Here is an 18,231-nt window from a genome sequence, read left to right on the forward strand (position 1 = left end):
TAGATGACTCTAACTTAAGCTGTTAAAGCTGAAATAGCAACTTTTTCTCACTTTAGCTGAGTATTATAGATATTTCGGGGAAAATAGCAGCAAAATACTGGTCTAATCAGAAGAAAAGTTCCGGCCACATTGGGCCGGAATGGTTAAAAATGACGTTATTGTACTGCTTTTTGCACTTTCTCTAAGTGCTCAGTGAAGGCTTTAGGGCCCATAAACCCAGTAATCCTGAGTTCAGCAAGTTCTTCTCCTTGTTTACCAAAGAACAACATAGTAGGTAAGCCAAAAACGTTGAATTTTTTCATGATTTCTATACTTTTCTCGTCATTTTGCGTCAAATCTAACTTTAACAACGAGAAATTCTGAAACTGTTTCTGTACAGATGGCTCAAAAAATGTGTATTTTTCAAACTCTTTACACGCAACGCACCAATCGGCATATAAGTCGACGATCGGAATTTGGCCATTATCATTCGCTTTTTCGATGGCGGCCTCTAACTCATCAAGGTCATCAACGAGTTGGAACTTTTTCTCCCCTTGCGCTTGTGAAGAGATGTTGATTGTTTTACTTGGCCAAATGAGCTGCTTACCTAACATTAATGAACTGACCAGTAAAATACTCGATGCAGCCCAAAGGAGTGTTTTAAATTTACTAGCAGCTTGTTGGCTTTGCCAATGATGCATATACAGGGCAGTAGCAAGCATTAGGGCACAGCTTAGCCATAAAATAGTATCAAAATCGACAATTCGCTCAAGTAAAATAAGCGGCACCACGAGCATGATAAAACCAAAGAGCGTTTTAACTTGTTCCATCCAAGGCCCTGCTTTTGGTAGTAACTTACCACCAGATGTACCAAGTAGTAGAAGTGGTAATCCCATACCCAAGCTCAAAGCGTATAAAGTAATGCCACCAATAAAGTAATCACCAGTTTGTGCGACGTAGAGTAATGCGGCCGATAGTGGTGCGGTAGTACAAGGTGATGCAATTAGACCTGACAGTACGCCCATCGCAAATACACCAGCATAATTACCGCCTTTTTGCTGATTGCTCATGGCGGTTAAGCGGTTCATCAGTCCACTGGGTAATTTAATTTCGTACCAGCCAAACATCGACATAGCGAGTAATACGAATAATAAACTAAAGCTGATAAGCACGGCTGGGTGCTGAATATAACCTTGTACTTGTCCACCTAAAGCGGCCACAACTAAGCCCAATAGCGCGTAAGTAACAGCCATTCCTTGCACATATACAAACGACAAACTAAACGCTTTTTTGGTAGACAAACCTTGCTGACCTGCGATCAAGCTAGATAGAATGGGAAACATTGGGAATACACAGGGCGTAAATGCTAGCCCCACCCCGACCATAAAGAAAATGGCTAAGTTGGTCAGTAAACTTTGTTGAGCAAGTTGCTCTGTAAACGAAAGTGAAGCGCTTGGTTCGTCTACTTTGGCAGATGACTCTTGGCTTGCGGTTATAGGAGTGCTTTTTGCGTCATCGACCATGGCTAAAGGGCTTAAAGGGAGCGTTATCACTTCTGGTGGATAACATAAGCCTGCTTCGGCACAACCTTGATAGCGTATCTTCACAACGGCATCTTCGCCGATATTGCTGAGTTTAGACACCACAGAAAATGACTTAAAGTACACCTCTGTTTGACCAAAAAACTCATCTTCAATCATTTTGCCTTTAGCGTATTCAGGCACTTTGATGTCGGCATTTTTGGCGATGATCTCGAGTTTCTTCTTATATAAGTAGTAGCCTGGCTTAATATCCCAACCAGTAAATAAAATATTGCCCTGTTGGTCAAAGTCGAACTTAAACGCTTCATTTACAGGCAAGAATGTACTTTGTTTTGGTTCAAGTAGGCTGTCAAGAATGTCGTTGTTTGCATGAGCTGGTAATAACCAGAGTAATGAAAAAATAAACAGCAGCGTGCGCATTAATTAAGTACCTCGTCCATCCAGTTAAAGTAAGCCAAGTTGCCGCCAGAGATATCAACGACCTGAATTTCAGGTACATCGTAACTATGTACTTCCTTTATCTCTTGGATCACTCCGTTAATTTTGTCTGACTTTGTTTTAATCAGTAATTTAAATTCAGTTTGTTGCACAACCTCACCTTGCCACATATAAACTGACTCTACGCCCGGTAAAATATTGATACATGCTGCAAGTTTTAACTTGATTAAGTGGTGTGCTAGCGTTTGCGCCTCTTCTTTTGTCTCACAGGTGCTCATGACCAACTTATATTGGGGTGTCATGCTTATGTCCATTATCGAATAAATAAACTTTTGCCATAGTAGCTCAAACCTTCTTAGAGCCCAAGTGTCTATAGATTAAAGAAAAACTAAGGGTCAAATTGGGCTAAGTAATACAAGGCTTGAAATGAGACCGAGTAACCCATACTTAAGTTTCATTAAATTAGGAGAAATTATGTTTCGAATTTTATTTGTACTATTCATTGTGGTGCCCATTATTGAGATCGCACTGCTTATTCAAGTCAGCGATATTATTGGTGGGTTTGCAACCATCGCATTGGTCGTGTTAACCGCAGTGCTCGGTGCAAAATTAGTGAAACAACAGGGGTTGAGTGCGTATACCAATGTACAAGGGCAAATGGCACAAGGGCAAATGCCTGCAAGTGAATTGTTTTCAGGGCTTTGTGTGATTATTGCAGGCGTGATGTTGATGACGCCAGGGATCATGACTGATGCAATTGGTTTTATGTTGCTCACACCCGCCATTCGAGGGCGTCTAGCAAAGCTGCTTATCAGTCAAGTGGCGGTAAAAATGCAATCGAATATGCACCAGCAACACACCACGTTTAAAAGCTCACATCACACGTTTGAACAATTTGAACAGCAGGGTACTTCGCGTGAAAATAGCCGACCTACATCATCTAGCACCATTGAAGGTGAATTTGAGCGAAAAGATTAAAAAATTTTCACTTTTTTACTTGGGTTTTTAAAGTGCCATCCCCATAAATGAAGGCAACTGAATTTATAAGTATTTTTCTGTAGTTGTTCAGAAACTGTTAGGAGAACATAACTAATGAACATTCGTCCTTTACATGATCGCGTAATCATCAAGCGTCTTGAAGAAGAAACAAAATCTGCTGGCGGTATTGTATTAACTGGCTCTGCCGCAGAAAAGTCAACTCGTGGTGAAGTTATCGCTGTAGGTAATGGCCGCGTGCTAGACAATGGTGAAGTAATAGCGCTTGAAGTAAAAGCAGGCGACACCGTGCTATTTGGCTCTTACGTTGAAAAAACTGAAAAGATCGAAGGTCAAGAGTACCTGATCATGCGTGAAGATAACATTTTGGGCATTGTAGGCTAATCCTACTTTTCATTTTTCAAACTAACCAAATTTAATAGGAATTTTTATCATGGCAGCAAAAGAAGTTTTATTTGCAAACGATGCTCGTACAAAAATGCTAGCGGGCGTAAACATTTTAGCAAACGCAGTACGCGTAACATTGGGCCCTAAAGGCCGCAACGTTGTTTTAGACAAGTCGTTTGGCGCACCTGTGATCACTAAAGATGGTGTTTCTGTCGCTAAAGAAATCGAGCTTGAAGACAAGTTTGAAAACATGGGCGCACAAATGGTTAAAGAAGTAGCGTCTAAAGCAAATGACGCTGCGGGTGACGGTACTACAACGGCGACAGTACTTGCACAATCTATCGTAAACGAAGGCTTAAAAGCGGTTGCAGCGGGTATGAACCCAATGGACCTTAAGCGTGGTATTGATAAAGCCGTTGCAGCAGCGGTAGCTGAACTAAAAGAGCTATCAGTACCTTGTGCTGACACTAAAGCAATTGCACAGGTTGGTACTATCTCAGCTAACTCTGACAGCGAAATTGGTGACATCATTGCAAACGCAATGGAAAAAGTAGGCCGTGAGTCAGGCGTTATTACTGTTGAGGAAGGTCAATCACTAGAGAACGAACTTGATGTTGTTGAAGGTATGCAGTTTGACCGTGGTTACCTATCACCTTATTTCATCAACAACGCTGAAAAAGGTGCGGTTGAACTAGATAACCCACATATCCTACTTGTAGATAAAAAAGTCTCAAACATCCGTGAATTGCTACCTACGTTAGAAGCCGTTGCTAAAACTAGCAAGCCATTACTTATCATTGCTGAAGACCTTGAAGGTGAAGCACTGGCAACGCTTGTTGTAAACAACATGCGCGGTATTGTTAAAGTGGCTGCGGTTAAAGCCCCTGGTTTTGGCGACCGTCGTAAAGCAATGCTACAAGACATCGCTATCCTAACTGGCGGTACTGTGATCTCTGAAGAGATTGGCCTAGAGCTTGAAAAAGCAACATTAGAAGACCTAGGTACAGCTAAGCGCGTTGTGATCACTAAAGACGATACAACCATCATTGATGGTGCTGGCGAGCAAGCAGGTATTGATGGCCGTGTTGCACAGATCAAAGCACAAATCGAAGAAGCAACGTCAGACTACGATAAAGAAAAACTACAAGAGCGTATGGCAAAACTTGCTGGCGGTGTTGCAGTAATCAAAGTAGGCGCAGCTACTGAAGTTGAAATGAAAGAGAAAAAAGACCGCGTAGAAGATGCACTACACGCAACTCGCGCAGCGGTTGAAGAAGGCGTAGTACCGGGCGGTGGTGTTGCACTTGTACGTGTAGCGAACAAACTTGTTGAGCTACTAGGTGATAACGAAGACCAAAACCACGGTATTAAAGTTGCACTTCGCGCCATGGAAGCACCACTTCGCCAAATCGTATCAAACGCGGGTGACGAAGCATCTGTAGTTGTTAACAACGTTAAAGCAGGCGAAGGTAACTATGGTTACAACGCGGCAAACGGTGAGTACAACGACATGATCGAAATGGGTATTCTTGACCCAACTAAAGTAACGCGTTCTGCACTGCAGTATGCAGCATCGGTTGCTGGTTTGATGATCACAACAGAAGCAATGGTTGCTGAACTACCTAAAGATGAGCCAGCTGCACCTGATATGGGCGGCATGGGCGGCATGGGTGGTATGGGCGGCATGATGTGATAAACATCACCTCCTAAGCACTAAACGCTTTTTAGAAAAAACCCTAACAGTTTGATGTTAGGGTTTTTTTGTGTCTGAAATTTGCTAAAGCGCATCATTTTAGGGGTATAAAGTGGGGTATCGATTTTACGCCCATGTGTTGTTTTTAGAGCGCAAAAGAGAGCGACTGCTTTGTAATGTACCTTCAGGATAGTGGATTTGTTCTAAGCTCCGTCGAGGCGTTCGAGCATCCTTTTGACCCTTTACCTCTGTGGTGAGTAACCCTTTATTTACAATTTGTTTGTATATCGGCATTATGTAAGGTAAAAAATATGGCTGTTTTGGCGTGTTTAAACACTATTTTGGTAAAGAGTAAGCCGTTATGTTTTCAAAGGAAATGATGAGTGAATTATTGTTTGGTACAGTGTTGATTATTGCTGGCCCCCACAAAGGGCGAATTGGTAATTATGATGATGACGGTTTTGAGTCTGAAAATAATTGTGAATGGGATGAAGGTTCAGATGATATTTCTTGTGATGAATATGCGATTGTATACTTCGGTTCACTTTCGGAATGTAGGGGGTACATAGAGATTCCTCATAGGTACTTAGCTCCTGCTACAACTGAAGATTTGAGAAGGAGAAGATTGGAGCTAAGGGATAAATTGCATGGTTGGGGCCTTCAAAACAAAGACTTACCTGATGTATATGAATTTACAGAACTTCTTTGGGTTGAAAATGAACTTTACGAGAGAATGATGGATGCTCGCTATAGAGTGAATGATGAGGGTAGGAATATTTTTGTTTCACACTCATCAAAGGATAAAGAGTTTGTAAGAAAATTTTGTGCGGATTTAACTCACTTTGGTCATTCACCATGGTTAGATGAGTGGGAAATAAAAGTTGGGGACTCAATACCACAAAGGATTGAATCAGGTCTTGATGACGCTGATTTCATAGTTGTCGTATTGTCTGAAAACTCGGTTAAGTCTGAGTGGGTTGAGCGAGAATGGCATACTAAATATTGGGATGAAATAGAAAGTGGGCGCATTCAAGTTCTTCCATTGTTATTAGAAGATTGCAATATTCCACCTCTTCTAAAAATGAAGAAGTACGCGAATTTCTCGCACGATTATAACTCGGGTTTGGATGATATTCTTTCAGCGGTAAAATGAAAACATAATAATTTAATTGTGAAAGCATGCAAAAAGCTCGGCTGGCGCTTTATTGATATAGGTAACTAAATGAAAAATAAAAATTTATCCTTTATTTCACCCTGGGGGTATAAAGTGGGATATCGTCACTTTTCCCCATATGAATAATTTAAATAAAACAAAAACTTAAGTGCTATATGGGCGGCATGATGTGATAAACATCACCTCCTAAGCACTAAACGCTTTATAGAAAAACCCTAACAGTTTGATGTTAGGGTTTTTTTTGTGTCTGTAATTTGCTAAAGCGTCATCATTTTAGGGTATAAAATAATATTAAGAACAAATAAGCAAAGCTTGAACAAAAAATGGCGTTAGCCCAATGCTATTGTGCTTTACTAACACTGGGCATGAGTCTTTTTTAATCAAATAGATAGAAGTTTCTTAGTTGGCTCATCGTGCTTAAGTGTTGCTTTGCGTTTGGTGTTAACGGGTTTTGCTCAACATGGAGAATATGAAGTTGCTTGTTGTGCAAAACTTCTAGTGTGGCAAAGTTATTGTTACTGATATTTAAGTATTCAACATGAGGCAACTTGTACATAGTTAAGTAGCTTAACGCATTATGATTGAGATAGACGGTGGTCAACTTTGGGTGCGTGCCTAGCGACAAATGAGTAAGCTGATTATAACTCGCAGACAAGCTCTTGAGTTGACTTAAGTGGCTGATGTCTAAGTATGAAAGGTTATTGTGATGAACCTGTAAATATTCTAACTCAGGGTTATGAGAGGTATCTAGCTCGCTCACATTTGTGCCTATAACGCGTAACATATTGAGCTTAGGGTTATGCTGAAGGTCTAAGCTATCTATAGGCATATTGGATAGACTGAGCGTTTCCAGTTTTCGTGATTGACTCAGGTCGATGTTGGTTAGGCTACCTTGTTGTAGCGTTAAGTTTTGCAAATTAGGAAATAGCGTGATTTCATCGGCGTTGCTTATTGAATTATGTGCGCAGCGTAGCGAAGTCACATCATCAGTTGTTTGGTATTTTTTCCAGTACGCCTGATCTAAAACACAGGCCTTAAATTCATCGTCTTTGAATTGTATGTCTTGTAAGTTGGTTTGTGCTTGCGAGAAAAATGAGGCAACGGCACCGATCGTGACAAAGATTGATTTATATATATTTAATTTCATAAGAAATTCCTTTTAAAGTTTTTGTTTCGCGCTCTAGTCGAGTGTTTACATCTGAGTGCGTACAAACAGTACTGCTGTAAAAATGAATTAAATCTTAACCAATGTATTACTTACAGTTTTTAACTCTACATCGTGTAAGACTCACCTACTCCATAAAGTTCTTTAATATCAATTGCTTTAATCTTTTTCTGGAAAGGGTAATCGTATTTTGTATAAAAGTGTTATTTTCTGTAGGGGGCGAGGATGTATTGTTATAAGGTTATGTATGAGGCTTATTGAATTTTAAACAAGAAGAATGACAAAGCTACGCCTCAAAAAGAATGACATTGCCCAAATTATTAAGGAACCATACTCTCTGTGAAGCAAATTGTTTACCCCACGAAGTTACAACCAGGTAGTAAAATCGCCGTTACTGCATTTTCAGCTGGTGTTGATGCGTCATGCCATTCTAGATTGGAGGGTGTGCTGACAAGCCTACACAATCAGGGTTTTGAAGTAATTGAAGGCCAATGCCTGCGTGAAAATACCTTACATGTAAGTGCCAGCAAAGAAGAGCGAGCAACAGAGTTGATGGCATTTTTATGTGACGACAGCATTGATGCCATTGCACCACCATGGGGTGGTGATTTTACTATGGAACTTTTGCCTTTATTAGATTTTGAGCGTCTGAAAACAGCAAAACCCAAGTGGTTATTTGGCTTTTCTGATGTCAGTACGCTCGCGACGTGCTTAACGAACCGACTGGGTTGGTCAACGGCCCACTGTGCTAATTTAATGCAATTACACTCACGTGAATCAGAGCCACTGACACAGCAAACATCGCAGCATCTACAGCGCGCTCAGTTTGGTTATGACTTTGTGCAACATTCGTCTGAACATTATCAATTACACGGAGAGTCGTTCGCACAAAACCCAAATACAACCCTAAACCTGACAGAAGCGACGCAATGGAAAGCCGTAGCAAAACAAAGCAATATACAAATGGCTGGGCGCTTGATAGGAGGGTGTTTAGATACTTTGCAGTATTTGATAGGCACACCGTACTTTGATTGGGAAGCGCTGAAGCAACGCTACATTGATGACGGTATTATTTTGTATTTAGAAAATGCAGAGTTACTCCCTACGGCGTTAAAGCGTGCTTTGCTGAGCTTGAAGCTAAAAGGTGTGCTGTCACAAGTAAATGGCTTGCTGATTGGGCGCAATGCAGTGAGTGAGGCCAGTGCACAAGGGCTTAGCGGCGAACAAGCGCTATTAGATGTTATAGCTGAGCTGCCAATTCCCGTAATTTATGATGTTGATATTGGTCATTTACCACCCAATCTGACGTTATTTAACGGTGCATATGCGCAAGTAGAGTTTTATGAGGGCGCAGGGAAAATACGGCAGATATTAAGATAACAATCCTCAACCTTCCTAGAAAAGCTGCCAGCTAAAGTAAGATGGTGTAATTCGCATTTTGGAATTACTCAGCTAGTTTTAGATGGATCGCAATGCGCGCGATTGTATGTCGGAACTGTCCGGCCTACATTTCTAGGAGGAATATCATGGATAACCACCAATCTCGGGCAAAGTTTTTAAATGCTCACCCCAAAGCAAAAGCACACGCGGCACTGGATAACGCGACTAACCAGCAACTTCAAGTCACACCGGGCCCTGTGAAACTAACCACTGGTAAATTTACAGGAAAAAAAGCCATTATTGTTGGCGCGGGTGTATCTGGATTAACTGCAGCATATGAATTATTGCAGCAAAAAACAGGTATGGAGGTCACTTTACTTGAAGCGCAAAACCGCACTGGCGGGCGTTGTTTAAGCCTTCGAACGGGTGATACCTTGACAGAAGACCAAGATAGTCAACTGTTCAACTCCAAGCCGGGTCAAACACAAGTGGTCCGTTTTCAACAGCCTTTAGGTGACAGTCAGCCATACCTGAATGCAGGCCCTGGTCGTATTCCATCAAGCCATAAGCGTTTGCTGTCTTATTTAAAAGAGTTTGGCGTTGATGTTGAAGTATACGTAATGAATAGCGAATCCAACCTAGTACAAATGAAAGACAGCTTTAATGGTATGCCGTTGGTTTATCGTCGTTTGGATCACAACACGCGGGGTTGGTTGGCACAGCTGGTGTTTGACAATGCTGAGCAGCTGGTGCGTAGCACTGAATGCCAAGTGGCAGAGTGTGATGTAACAACACGCGCGGCGCAGCTCAAAGAGCTGATGATCAGCTTTGGTGAATTGGATGACAATGGAAAGTATGTCACCAGTGCTGGGCAAGCGGGGATGGAAAATGGCAAAACCCGTGCAGGATATACCGAATTACCGGGTGTACAAGCGGGGGTGACCGCGGAGCCGCTCAGTTTTAATAGTCTGTTAGAATCGCAATTTTGGGATAAAACGCGTTTTTACCAGCCTGTTGATTTCCTATGGCAAGCAACGTTATTCCAGCCTGTGGGAGGCATGGACCAAGTACAACATGCTTTTGCACGGCAAGTTGCGGCGCTCGGCGGTACAGTGCACTTGAACAGCCCGGTGAAAAACATACGCTGGGATGAATCCCGCGCACAATTTGCGATTTCGGTAAGCAAACTGGGCACCACGGAGGTTGATATACATTATGCCGATTACTGTTTTATCAATATGGCCATCCCATTCTTAAAAGAAATTTTGGATGAGTCACTACAAGATCCAAACAGTAGTACAGGACTTGACGCTAAGTTCAAAGCGTCGCTACAAGCGGTATATAGTGCACAGTTTTTTGATGATGGTGGTGAGCACCAAGATAAATTTTTAGCCTGTACAACTAAGGTGGGTTGGCAAGCGGACCGCTATTTATGGCAAGGCAGTCAAGTTAAAGTGCGCAATACCGCACAATGCGCTGATCCATTACTCACGGTGCCTGATTCTGAGGTAGGGGTGGTCCCCATTTTTGGCGGGATTTCTTGGACTGATGATGACATTGTGCAGATTTGGTATCCATCTTGTGCTTATCATGACCAAAAAGGGGTACTCACCGGTGCTTATAACTTCTCTAAAGTGGCCTATGAGTGGGGTAAGTTGTCTGTGGATGAGCGCCTCGACAAAGCACGTGCTGGTGCTAAGAAGTTTGGTAATGCCTTTGGTGAAGGGTTAGAGCAAGGCGTGGCCATTGCCTGGCAAAACATGCCTTATATTAAAGGTGGTTGGGCACAGTGGCATGCGGTTGAAGAGCAAGCAGGCAATGCGGTTCAGCACTTTAACACCTTGGCCCAGGGAAGCCGAGTGAATGCCGCAGGCAGCGTGCCAACACAGCCAAACTTTTTTGTCATTGGTGATCAGTTATCTTCATTACCGGGCTGGCAAGAAGGAGCCATTGCATCAGCGTTAAATGCAATCAGCCGAGTCGAACGCCCTGACTTGGCTGTACCTCATTTATCTTACCTACCAGATACACGTCTGATGGTTGAAGGTGTGTAGCGTTTTGCTGACTAGCCAGTACTCACTGGCTAGTTCTTAGGCTGTATTAGGGCGTGTTGGCCTTTGCAGTGTGTTTTTGCAGTAGTCATTGTGCTATTGAAAGCCTGTATTGAACGAAAATCATACTTAAAACATCAACACGCCCTAAACGTTCGTCACATAAGTTTTATAGTTAATTATTTGAATCAAAGAGTTATCGGTGCCATATTTTTAGCATACTAAAATTTGACCGAGTTCACCGTTAGGTCAACTGCTGATACACATCTATCAACTATTAAAACAGGCTTTGTCGTTGAAGCCATCTTTGCAGGAGCACATCATGGTTATGGTTCGCAATCATCTTATTTTAATACTCAGCTGTTTATTAACTGTCGCATGCAGTCCCAGTGAGCAATCACAAGATACTGAACAGCAACTAAGGCCTGTTCGAACATTAACGGTGAGCTTGTTTCACGAAGGGCCAGTGCAAGAGTTTCCGGGGGTGGTGGATGCGGCCAATACCGCTGAGTTGGCTTTTAAAGTGCCGGGAGAGGTGAAAAAGCTATTGGTGAAGCAAGGGCAGGAAGTTAATCGGGGAGATGTCATAGCTGTATTGGATGATACCGATTACAGGCTGGCATTAGATGAAGCGCAGGCGTCATTCGAAAAAGCCAGTGCTGATTTTGGTAGAGCTGAGAAGCTTTTAAAAACTGGCACAATTTCCAAAGCCGATTTTGACCAACTAAAACTGCAATTTGCCAGTGCTAAAAACAGTCTCGCATCAGCTAAAAATAACCTCGAATACACCACGCTGCATGCCTCGTTTAGTGGGGTGGTTGCGCGTACGCAAATCGAGCAGTTTGAAGAGGTACAAGCTAAGCAACCCATTGCCACCTTGCAAGACATCAAAACGGTCAATATCAAGGTGAATGTACCAGAGAGTGTGATGATCACGGTGTCAAAAGAAACACCAAAGCAAGTTTACGCAGAATTCTCTGCTATTGAAGACAAGCGCTTTGAACTGGCGTTTGTTGAGGTAAGCACGAAAGCGAATGAGATCACAAAGACTTATGAAGTCACACTCAGTATGACACCTCCACAAGGATATAACATTTTACCCGGCATGACCGCCAAAGTATTTTCAAGTTTATCCGACTCAGGGCAAAAAGCGATTTATCTACCCATCAAAACAGTGATGAAAGACGACAGTGGTAATTATGTGTGGACCGTGAAGTCGGTGGGGGAAGGTAAAGGGAAAGTGACTAAAACCCCAGTGACAATCGGTGAAATGACGCAATTCGGATTTAAACTCAACAGCGGCGTAAGTGTGGGTGAACATGTGGTATCGGCAGGCATGAGTAAACTGACCGACGGTCAAATGGTGAAATTCTCAGGAGGCGAACAGTGAATATTACTCGTTTAGCCCTTGAGAATGACCGCACGGCATGGGTGATTTTTGCGGCCATGTTGCTGTTTGGCATATTGGCCTTTAACAAAATGCCGAAAGACTACGATCCCGGCTTTATTATTCGAACCGCGCAGGTTGTTACCCACTTTCCTGGTGCCAGTCCCCAGCGAGTTGAGGAGTTAGTGACAGACCAAATTGAAAAAGTCGTGCAGCAAATACCTGAGCTTGATTTTGTCACAAGTACATCCAAAACAGGTGTGTCGATTGTCAGTGTTAACATCAAAGAAAGTTACAAAGAAATGCGCCCCATTTGGGACAATTTGCGCCGAAAAATTCAAAGTATCGAGCCAGACTTACCCAATGGTACGCACCCTCCCATTGTGAATGATGAATTTGGTGACGTATTTGGCATTGTCATCGGTTTAACTGCTGAAGGTTACAGCTACAGAGAAATGGAAGATGTCGCTGAACAAGTGAGAGACACTTTATTGCGATTACCCGAAGCCGCCAAGGTAGATATTTATGGGCTGCAAGAGCAGCGTGTATTTATTGAATTTGAAAATAGTCGGTTAGCGGCGCTAGAGCTATCGGCGAGCATTTTGGGCCAGCAGTTGGCCGCACGTAATATTGTTAATCCTGGAGGCTCGTTATATGTGGGTGATGAAACCTTAGTTGTTGAACCAAGTGGTAACTTTGAGTCTGTATCCGAAATTGCCAATACCATTATCAATGTGCCCGGCAGTGAACAGGTGATTTTGTTGTCGGATATTGCCAAGGTCTATCGTGATCATATTGAACCTCCTAAGTCTAAGGTGAGAGTTGGGGACGAGCGTGGCCTAACTATCGCAATTTCAATGCGCAAAGGCGGCAATAATTTAGAGCTGGGCAAACAAGTGAAACAAGCGCTAAAGCGTTTGGAAAGCGTATATCCGATAGGTGTTGAGTTTCAGTTGTTGTCGTTTTTACCGCAAGAAGTAGAGCAGAAGGTGAATGATTTTATCTCAAACCTTGTGCAAGCCATTTTAGTTGTGACTGTGGTGATGCTATTTAGTTTGGGGTTACGTACAGGACTAATTGTCGCCAGTTTAATTCCTATGAGTATGGTGCTGGGTATTCTAGTGATGTCATTTTTTGATATCAGCATCGATCAGATCTCTTTGGCTGCGCTGATCATTGCACTTGGCATGCTGGTGGACAATGGCATTGTGATGTCGGAAAACATCATGGTGCAAATGGAAAAAGGCAAAGCGGCCATTGAAGCCGCGGTTGACTCGGCACAGGAATTGAAGATCCCATTGTTAGTCTCCTCTTTGACCACTGGAGCCGCATTTTTACCTATCTTTTTAGCCGAGTCAGCGACGGGGGAGTATACCGCCTCACTATTTAAGGTGGTTACTATCACACTGCTCTGCTCTTGGTTGCTTGCTATGACGATGATCCCAATGCTATGTGTGTACTTTGTGCGCGTGAATAGCACTGAACAAGAAGAGTTTGGTAGCTGGGTATATGTGTTATATCGAGCGATGCTGGCCAAGTTATTACGCTTTCGCTGGCTAACAGTGGGGGCAAGCGTGCTGATGTTGGTGCTGGCGATTGAGGGGTTACAGTTTATTCCTAAGTTGTTCTTTCCTCCTTCCGACCGCACTTATTTTAAGGTGGAATTAGAGTTACCCGTTGGAACTCGCTTAGAAACCACGCAAGCAATGGTTGAAGATATTGAGCAACACCTGAATAAGGCCCTTTTAGTTAATGAAGCGCGTACTCAAGGTGTCACTAAGTGGGTGAGTTATATCGGCAATGGCGGTCCGCGCTTTTTGCTCACACATACTCCTGAGCCAACGAGTTCTAACTATGCCTTAATGATTGTTTCTGTAACGGACTATAAGTTAATAGACTCCGTAATGACTGAGATTGAAGAGTATGCGTTGAGTCAGTACCCTGATCTGCTATTAAAACAACGTAAGATTGAAAATGGTTCACCCATTAGTAATCCGGTTGAAATACGTTTGCTTGGTGAAGATAAAGCACAGCTGATGGCCATTGCGCAGCGGGTTAAAGACAAGATGCGGCAAACCCCTGGTTTAAAAGCGATAAGCGATGATTGGGGACTACCCATCAAGAAGCTGGAAATTAATATCGATCAAGCTAAAGCGCGCAGGGCCGGTGTGTCGAGTGAAGATATTGCCATGTCACTACAAACTGGGCTCAGTGGTGTGGAGTTGACACAATATCGTGAAAAAGAAGACACGATCCCTGTGATATTGCGCACCGTGGCCTCAGATAGACAAGATATTGCCAAGCTCAAAGCCATGGTGGTTTACGCGCAAGCGTCGGGAAATTCTGTGCCGCTACAACAAGTGGCGGATGTGCAAGTGGTGTGGGAAAGCGCACAAGTGTTTCGTCGTGATCGTGTTAAATCTGTAGTCATAGGAGCGCAACTTGACGGTATTACCGCCAGTGAGGGGTTTGCAGCATTAACACCATGGTTAGATGAGCAGCAACAAAGCTGGCCATTTGGGTATAGCTACGAATTGGGTGGGGAAGCTGAATCATCTGGCAAGGCAAATGACTCAATTGCTGAGAAACTCCCGATAGCAGTGCTGATCATCGTGTTGTTACTGGTTGCTCAATTCAACTCTATTCGTAAATCATTTATGGTTTTAGTCACCATCCCACTCGGATTTATCGGGGTGGTTGCGGGGTTATTTATCGGGCAATCGTTTTTTGGTTTTATGACTTTACTCGGGGTGATTTCTCTTGCTGGGATCGTTATTAATAATGCCATTGTATTATTAGAACGTATTAAAACGGAATTAGATAATTTACCAGATGACCCAATTACAGCCATTATTATGGCAGCCCAAGCCCGTATGCGGCCTATTTTGCTAACAACGGCTACGACGGTCTTGGGGTTATTACCGCTTTACCTTGGAGGCGGGGAAATGTGGGAGCCAATGGCGCTTAGTATTATGGGGGGGTTATTGTTCTCAACAATATTAACGTTGGGCATAATACCAGTGTTGTACGCATTGTTATTTTCTCTCCCTTATAAAAACTAAATTTTATTTTTATTATAAAAGGGCTTCTTGGCCCTTTTTATTTATTTGAGTTTGATTAAATAATCATTTACGTTATTAATTGCTTTAGGAATGAAAGTGATTAATAAAGGAATGATAAAATGAAAATAATTATAAAATTGCTAGTTTTGTTTCAATTCATATTCTTGAGTGCATGTAGCTCAGATGACAAAGAGTCGAGCAAAATGAAACCACTACCTCAAACGAGCACTCAGCTAAAAAGTCGCCCACAAATCTCATATTCAGAGCAGCTCATCACGGATATTGCGTTGTTTTCTGAAGTTGCTTATCAAATCAAGTTTTTCTATCCCAGTCAAAGTGTTGCTGATTCTAAGTGGGATGTATTCGTTGCGGAATCAATTATTCAATTAAGCCAAGTGCCTCACGATGAACGGGCACAGCTTTCGTTGAAGTTGTTGCAAGGGATTGCGCCTTTAGTAACGAATGGCTCTATACCCGTTGAGCCCAATGCATCAGAGCAAGTAAAAACATGGCTTGCAAATAGTTCGATCGCAGAGGATGTATACACAAGAGAACTGGTTTCGGGTGAATACAAAGCGTTACAGGAGGACCAACGCCTTGCTAATGAATGGTTCTACTCAACCACCTTGTTCGGCCAAGCTTTACATATTCCCTTATATCTCAAAGCGGGTGATGCGGAACAAGGCAGGCTTTATGAGGGTTACAAGCAATATGCGCTAAGTAGCTCAATATTAGATACCGAAATTTGCATGTCGAGTGCCAGCCATATATGGGCCGAGATCCAACATTTCTGGCCTTACTTTGACGACGTTGAGGTTAATTGGCAGCCTGAATTACGTAAAATGATAGCCAGTTGCACGGTCGATGATGCAAGAGCAACTTGGGATAACATTTCGACTTCATTGAAGCTATTACAGGACAATCATGTCCATGTGCAATTACCAAATGAGGCTAATCCGTTTGGCGATTTGGTGTGGCAATTTCCTTTAAGGCTCGATTATGTTGAGAATAAGCCGCTAATCGTGCAAGCCTCGGAAAGTGTGTTGGACAAGGTAGCTTTGGGAGATGAAATCATCGCCATGGATAACACCGCTATCGGTGTTCTCGCAGATGAAGAATCAAAATGGATGGCAGCATCTCAATCCTTGGCGCAAAGGTGGGGTCTTAAACTCACACAAAGCCGTACGGAGCAAGTTTCGGCAGAAATACGCTTTCAACGCCCTAATGGGACAGAATATTCCGTGATGTTAGAGCCACAGCCGTTTGCGGAAATTGAAGTGGTAGGCGAGAAGCTCGTGCGTCGATATGGTTATACCCATAGTGTATTGGAAAATGATATTCATCATTTGGTGATATACAACGTCACCCCTGAAGATATAGCAGCAATTAAAACTCAACTGGCTTTAGCCAAAGGGATTATTATTGACTTGAGGTATTACCCAGCTAGTTTTCAAGCATGGCGAGAGGTGTTAAGTTGGTTCAGTGAGCAAGCTATTAGTGCAGCGCCGATGTACTATAACTGGCAAAGAAGCCCAAATCAGCATGATGCCTACATAGAAGTGCTTGAGCAATATACACAAGTGAGCGAGTTTAATTTGTCAGTGCCAGTGGTTGCGCTGTCGTCAAGAGACAGCGTGAGTCAAAACGAACACGCCTTGGCTTATGTGCAAAACGCAGGCATTCCAATTATGGGTGAAAAAACGCGTGGTATTAATGGTAATGTGGTGAGTAGCCCTATTTTTGTTCATGATGAGGGGCCTGAAGTCGTCTTCTGGTACACAGGGATGCGTGTTACTAAAAACAATGGTGAACCACTCATCGCACAAGGGATAAGCCCTGACATGATAGTGCCTATTTCGCGCCAGTCCATAGTTGATGGGACTGATAATCAACTTGACGCGGCCTATGAGCACATTTTACAGAGTATTAATGAGCAATAGGTGTTGCTAATGCAGTGCTATAAATTGCTTAATACTTGGTAATACTACGAAGAATATGCATTATTGATAATATGTGTAAAAGAGCGTAAACCTAAAAGACAGGCCTGTGTAAGTTAGCTAGAGTAACTTACACAGGAATTCGCTGTTTGGAGAATGTAAGTATGAACAAGTTCACAATTTTGCTAGCAAGCTTACTGGTTGGTGGTGTGGTACAAGCTGGTGAGGCCAAAGTTAATTTTAAAGACTTTAAGGAATATCGAGATGTGAGACCAGGAAAAGAAACCAGAGGTTCGTACCACAAACGAATTGCCGAGCAATTGGAAAAACACGTAGCCAAATTAGCTCAGCGCTTACCTGAAGGCTATCACCTCAACCTGACTTTTAACGACATTGATTTAGCTGGCGATGTACGCTTTAACATGGATGATATTCGTATTGTAAAGCCGATCTATTTTCCACGTCTAGATTTAGCTTACACGCTGAAAGATCCTAAGGGCGAGTTGATACTTGATGAGAAAGATAAAAAGCTAAAAGATATGTCGTTTATGGACAAGCTAAAACGAGGAAGAGATGAACCACTTAACTATGAAAAGCGTTTGCTGACAGAGTGGTTTGAAAACGATGTATTAAAAGCAACTCGTGGTTGATATTTGTGCAGCGCATGTTGTTATGCGCTGCTATCAATTTATTTGAATGTCGCGAGCAATTGCAATAGGTGTTGGAGTTTTTGCACGGTCGTTTTTAGTAATTGCTCATCAAGCTGTTCACTTTCACTGAGTGATTTAACATTTGCTGCTACATCTAGCACATAGGGCTTGAAGCGTTTTGCTTCAAAATCAAAACCGGCTTCTTCGGTAAATAGAGCCTTAAATTTGCCATGACCTTGCTGCTGTAATTCGTCTAATTTTTTATCAGCATCAAGTGACTGACGATAAACAACTTTTAGGTTTTCATTCAATTTTTCAATGATGGCGTGCATATTTTTCCTAAAGTTATTGCTAAAACGGCCGATAGTCTACTTGGATTCATTTAAAAAGT

14 protein-coding genes are annotated in these 18,231 nt (G+C 42.6%); 10 read left to right on the forward strand and 4 right to left on the reverse strand.

The features are described from left to right. Positions 1-155: 155 nt before the first annotated feature. Both ACW689_RS10290 and cutA read right to left on the reverse strand, forming a co-directional pair. Complete coding sequence (locus ACW689_RS10290) at positions 156-1,940, reverse strand: protein-disulfide reductase DsbD (RefSeq protein WP_476290968.1); 1,785 nt, start codon at positions 1,938-1,940, stop codon at positions 156-158. Continuing rightward, positions 1,940-2,260, reverse strand: a complete 321-nt coding sequence (gene cutA, locus ACW689_RS10295) for a divalent-cation tolerance protein CutA (RefSeq protein ID WP_476290970.1) — start codon at positions 2,258-2,260, stop codon at positions 1,940-1,942. The genes ACW689_RS10290 and cutA overlap by 1 nt, the downstream gene beginning before the upstream one ends. Before the next feature lie 172 nt (positions 2,261-2,432). On the opposite strand from cutA, the gene ACW689_RS10300 reads away from it, so the two are divergent. From ACW689_RS10300 to ACW689_RS10315, 4 genes are all read left to right on the forward strand, one after another. Further along, positions 2,433-2,936, forward strand: coding sequence for an FxsA family protein (locus ACW689_RS10300; RefSeq protein WP_476290972.1), 504 nt, complete (start codon positions 2,433-2,435; stop codon positions 2,934-2,936). 114 nt (positions 2,937-3,050) lie between these two features. Further along, on the forward strand, positions 3,051-3,338 hold the full coding sequence (locus ACW689_RS10305; protein WP_476290974.1) for a co-chaperone GroES: 288 nt from the start codon (positions 3,051-3,053) through the stop codon (positions 3,336-3,338). 49 nt (positions 3,339-3,387) lie between these two features. Further along, complete coding sequence (gene groL / locus ACW689_RS10310; protein WP_476290976.1) at positions 3,388-5,034, forward strand: chaperonin GroEL; 1,647 nt, start codon at positions 3,388-3,390, stop codon at positions 5,032-5,034. Between the two features lie 361 nt (positions 5,035-5,395). Further along, complete coding sequence (locus ACW689_RS10315) at positions 5,396-6,187, forward strand: toll/interleukin-1 receptor domain-containing protein (RefSeq protein WP_476290978.1); 792 nt, start codon at positions 5,396-5,398, stop codon at positions 6,185-6,187. Positions 6,188-6,584: 397 nt separating this feature from the next. Here the strand turns inward: ACW689_RS10315 and ACW689_RS10320 are convergent, their stop codons facing one another. Then, on the reverse strand, positions 6,585-7,355 hold the full coding sequence (locus tag ACW689_RS10320; protein ID WP_476290980.1) for a leucine-rich repeat domain-containing protein: 771 nt from the start codon (positions 7,353-7,355) through the stop codon (positions 6,585-6,587). Positions 7,356-7,712: 357 nt separating this feature from the next. Between ACW689_RS10320 and ACW689_RS10325 the strand changes: the two genes are divergently transcribed. The 6 genes from ACW689_RS10325 (at position 7,713) to ACW689_RS10350 (ending at position 17,840) form a co-directional block, all read left to right on the forward strand. Then, positions 7,713-8,753 (forward strand): S66 family peptidase, encoded by a 1,041-nt coding sequence (locus ACW689_RS10325; RefSeq protein WP_476290982.1) that lies wholly within the window; start codon positions 7,713-7,715, stop codon positions 8,751-8,753. 146 nt (positions 8,754-8,899) lie between these two features. Then, complete coding sequence (locus ACW689_RS10330) at positions 8,900-10,807, forward strand: flavin monoamine oxidase family protein (protein WP_476290984.1); 1,908 nt, start codon at positions 8,900-8,902, stop codon at positions 10,805-10,807. 319 nt (positions 10,808-11,126) lie between these two features. Beyond that, the gene (locus ACW689_RS10335) at positions 11,127-12,194 is read left to right on the forward strand and encodes an efflux RND transporter periplasmic adaptor subunit (RefSeq protein WP_476290986.1); all 1,068 of its coding nucleotides are present in this window, start codon (positions 11,127-11,129) and stop codon (positions 12,192-12,194) included. After that, a complete protein-coding gene (locus tag ACW689_RS10340; protein ID WP_476290988.1) occupies positions 12,191-15,253 on the forward strand; it encodes an efflux RND transporter permease subunit in 3,063 nt (1,020 codons plus the stop codon). The genes ACW689_RS10335 and ACW689_RS10340 overlap by 4 nt, the downstream gene beginning before the upstream one ends. Positions 15,254-15,372: 119 nt before the next feature. Next, positions 15,373-17,193 carry a S41 family peptidase gene (locus ACW689_RS10345; RefSeq protein ID WP_476290990.1) on the forward strand — a complete coding sequence of 607 codons (1,821 nt, stop codon included), beginning with the start codon at positions 15,373-15,375 and terminating at the stop codon, positions 17,191-17,193. A 161-nt stretch (positions 17,194-17,354) separates the two neighbouring features. Beyond that, complete coding sequence (locus tag ACW689_RS10350) at positions 17,355-17,840, forward strand: DUF3016 domain-containing protein (protein WP_476290992.1); 486 nt, start codon at positions 17,355-17,357, stop codon at positions 17,838-17,840. Positions 17,841-17,878: 38 nt separating this feature from the next. Here ACW689_RS10350 and ACW689_RS10355 read toward each other — a convergent pair whose 3' ends face one another. Beyond that, positions 17,879-18,172 carry a prephenate dehydrogenase gene (locus ACW689_RS10355; protein ID WP_476290994.1) on the reverse strand — a complete coding sequence of 98 codons (294 nt, stop codon included), beginning with the start codon at positions 18,170-18,172 and terminating at the stop codon, positions 17,879-17,881. Between the last annotated feature and the right edge of the window lie 59 nt (positions 18,173-18,231).

The organism is Pseudoalteromonas sp. ABE4_541 (assembly GCF_056312285.1).

Coding starts and splice junctions, on each gene's coding strand:
- ACW689_RS10315 (WP_476290978.1), top strand. CDS start 5,396: ATGTTTTCAAAGGAAATGATGAGTGAATTATTGTTTGGTACAGTGTTG.
- ACW689_RS10330 (WP_476290984.1), top strand. CDS start 8,900: ATGGATAACCACCAATCTCGGGCAAAGTTTTTAAATGCTCACCCCAAA.
- ACW689_RS10290 (WP_476290968.1), bottom strand. CDS start 1,940: ATGCGCACGCTGCTGTTTATTTTTTCATTACTCTGGTTATTACCAGCT.
- ACW689_RS10320 (WP_476290980.1), bottom strand. CDS start 7,355: ATGAAATTAAATATATATAAATCAATCTTTGTCACGATCGGTGCCGTT.
- ACW689_RS10355 (WP_476290994.1), bottom strand. CDS start 18,172: ATGCACGCCATCATTGAAAAATTGAATGAAAACCTAAAAGTTGTTTAT.
- ACW689_RS10335 (WP_476290986.1), top strand. CDS start 11,127: ATGGTTATGGTTCGCAATCATCTTATTTTAATACTCAGCTGTTTATTA.
- groL (WP_476290976.1), top strand. CDS start 3,388: ATGGCAGCAAAAGAAGTTTTATTTGCAAACGATGCTCGTACAAAAATG.
- ACW689_RS10350 (WP_476290992.1), top strand. CDS start 17,355: ATGAACAAGTTCACAATTTTGCTAGCAAGCTTACTGGTTGGTGGTGTG.
- ACW689_RS10345 (WP_476290990.1), top strand. CDS start 15,373: ATGAAAATAATTATAAAATTGCTAGTTTTGTTTCAATTCATATTCTTG.
- cutA (WP_476290970.1), bottom strand. CDS start 2,260: ATGACACCCCAATATAAGTTGGTCATGAGCACCTGTGAGACAAAAGAA.
- ACW689_RS10300 (WP_476290972.1), top strand. CDS start 2,433: ATGTTTCGAATTTTATTTGTACTATTCATTGTGGTGCCCATTATTGAG.
- ACW689_RS10305 (WP_476290974.1), top strand. CDS start 3,051: ATGAACATTCGTCCTTTACATGATCGCGTAATCATCAAGCGTCTTGAA.